Origin of the sequence: Sulfuricurvum sp., from assembly GCF_049305995.1 — a bacterium.
Taxonomy (GTDB): Bacteria; Campylobacterota; Campylobacteria; order Campylobacterales; family Sulfurimonadaceae; genus Sulfuricurvum.
This window is the reverse complement of sequence record NZ_JBAQPS010000080.1, coordinates 1-2477: the sequence shown is the minus strand read 5'-3', so window position 1 is coordinate 2477 and position 2477 is coordinate 1. Positions and strand designations below refer to the sequence as shown.

At 39.8% G+C, this 2477-nt stretch carries 3 protein-coding genes; 1 reads left to right on the top strand and 2 read right to left on the bottom strand.

Annotation, left to right across the window (positions count from 1 at the left end):
• Positions 1-101: 101 nt before the first annotated feature.
• Complete coding sequence (locus WA010_RS02735; RefSeq protein WP_422555646.1) at positions 102-1364, bottom strand: serine hydroxymethyltransferase; 1263 nt, start codon at positions 1362-1364, stop codon at positions 102-104.
• Between the two features lie 154 nt (positions 1365-1518).
• Here WA010_RS02735 and WA010_RS02730 point away from each other — a divergent pair, with 154 nt between their 5' ends.
• Positions 1519-1806, top strand: coding sequence for a YciI family protein (locus WA010_RS02730; protein ID WP_422555645.1), 288 nt, complete (start codon positions 1519-1521; stop codon positions 1804-1806).
• 200 nt (positions 1807-2006) lie between these two features.
• On the opposite strand, the gene WA010_RS02725 is transcribed toward WA010_RS02730, so the two are convergent.
• A partial coding sequence (locus WA010_RS02725; protein ID WP_422555644.1) for a hypothetical protein occupies positions 2007-2477 on the bottom strand: 471 nt, incomplete at its 5' end.

Here is a 2477-nt window from a genome sequence, read left to right as displayed (position 1 = left end):
ATGGATGGCTGATCTTTGAAATGGGTGTCGATATAGGTGATGGCTTTGGCAATGAGATGATAATTTTGGTTTAATATTTCGAGCTCTTGCATGAATCGCCTTTAATAGGTTGCATAATTATAGACTCTAAAACCCTTCAAAAGAGTTTTGAGCTCCGCTTTAATCTCCATTTGAAGAGGAATGTTTTGTATGTCATCTAAAACATCGCAGATTCTATGCGCGATCAGAGTAAACTCTTTTTCTTTCATTCCCAATGTCGTTAATGCGGCACTTCCTATGCGTATACCTGAGGTAGACGAAGCGGGGCGGGGATCGGAGGGGATCGAATTTTTGTTGACGGTGATACCGGCATTTTCCAACGCCACACTTGCCTCTTCACCTGAAAACTCTTTGTCCATCAACGATACGAGAACCATATGGTTATCGGTTCCTCCGCTGATGAGCTGATACCCTCTTTGGTTCATAATCTCCCCTAAAAGTTTTGCGTTGCTTTTAACCGCTTTGGCATACTCTTTCCATGAGGGGTGTAAAACCTCTCCAAACGCCACCGCTTTTGCGGCGATGACATGCACCAGAGGACCACCTTGTATTCCGGGGAAAATAGCACTGTCGATTTTTTTGGCTATCTCTTCGTTATTGGTCATAATCACCCCGCCACGAGGACCTCTGAGTGTTTTATGGGTTGTCGAAGTGACGACATCGGCGTAGGGAAATGGGCTCATATGCTCCCCCGCCGCGACCAATCCCGCAATATGGGCAATATCGGCAAAGAGTATCGCACCAACACGCTCCGCTATGGTTCGGAACTTTTTAAAATCAATTTCTCGCGTATAGGCACTTGCACCGCATACGATGATTTTAGGTTTTACAATTTCCGCGATCTGAGCTATCTTTTCATAATCCATTCTTCCATCTGCTTCCACACCATAGGTAAAGGAGTGGTAATTTTTCCCCGAAAAGTTGGGTTTTGCACCATGCGTCAAATGTCCGCCATGACGTAAATCCATCCCTAATATCTTATCGCCTGCTTGCAATAACGCGGCATAAACCGCTCCATTGGCTTGACTTCCTGAATGGGGCTGTACATTTGCATAGTGACATCCGAAAATTTTACAGAGTCGGTCTTTAGCCAGTTGCTCTACCTGATCGGCAAATTGACATCCGCCGTAATATCGTTTGTTCGGATACCCCTCCGCGTATTTGTTGGTAAATATACTCCCCATCGCCTCCATAACGGCAGGAGAGGTAAAGTTCTCACTGGCAATCATTTCCAAATGGGTTGATTGTCGCTCAAACTCATTTTGTATAATGGCGAACACTTCCGTATCTGCAACCGATAAATCCTCTTCGTGTATAAAACTCATGGTCTCCCCTTATTGGATGGTTCGTAAAAGTTTAGCGGTTACGAATATCGGTTGCAATCCAAAAATTGCTCATTTGTGATGGTATTAGAGCAAGATTTGGATTGTTTTTGATGAGCTATTGAACTAAAATTCACCAAGATAAAAGGGGGTCAAAATGTTTATTATCTCACTTACCTACATAAAACCACTCGAAGAGGTTGATGCACTATTAGAAGAGCACGTCACCTATCTCAAAGAGCAGTACACTTTAGACCATTTTCTAGCATCGGGGCGTAAAGTTCCCCGCACAGGAGGGGTGATTTTAGCACGTGGTACAACACGTGAAGAGATCGAAACCATTATCACCCTCGATCCGTTTTATCGTCATCATGTGGCAGAATATGAGATCACCGAGTTCAGTCCGACGATGAGTGTGGATGAATTGGAATTTTTGAGGGAATAGAACAGTCCTTGATGTAAAATCTGTAGAGGGAGATTGGGTTTTAAAACAAGTGAGAATAGAGATTAGGTATTTATTTCGTCATTCCCGCGAAGGCGGGCATTGTGCCCCTTGTGGGTAAATACAGTTTTGTTAAAAAATGAAGATTGAATACCTGATTACTTTATCAGGGCTTGATACGATATTTAGTGCTTAACATTAGATTATGAAGGATCGATAGTAACAGGTATAGAATTTTTTGAATACTTTAATTTTTCAATTTCTAGAATAAAATCATATTTTTTGATATTTAACTCATGAGCTTTTTGAATTAAAAATCTGTAAGATAAAAGACCTCCAACCATGATTGAAGCAAAAAGAAGCGGAAGAATGGTAGCAAGTGTTTTCATTGTATTTTCATTTTGTTTAAAATAAGACATCAGCTTTGAATATTTGTATACTGTTGCACAAAAATCTCTATTATTTACATCAATAGTTATTTTTCTTCTTTCTTTTTCTTCAGTTGTTAGGTTTTCTTTTTTTACATCTATAAGATAAAACTGTGAATTATATTTTTTTTCATAATCTTTGATTTCATTTGTAATTATTTTTTCATATTTGTTTTTTTCAGATAGATAATACATCGAAATTTTCCAAGCTACGTCTGGAATCATGAAGATCACAAACACTATCAC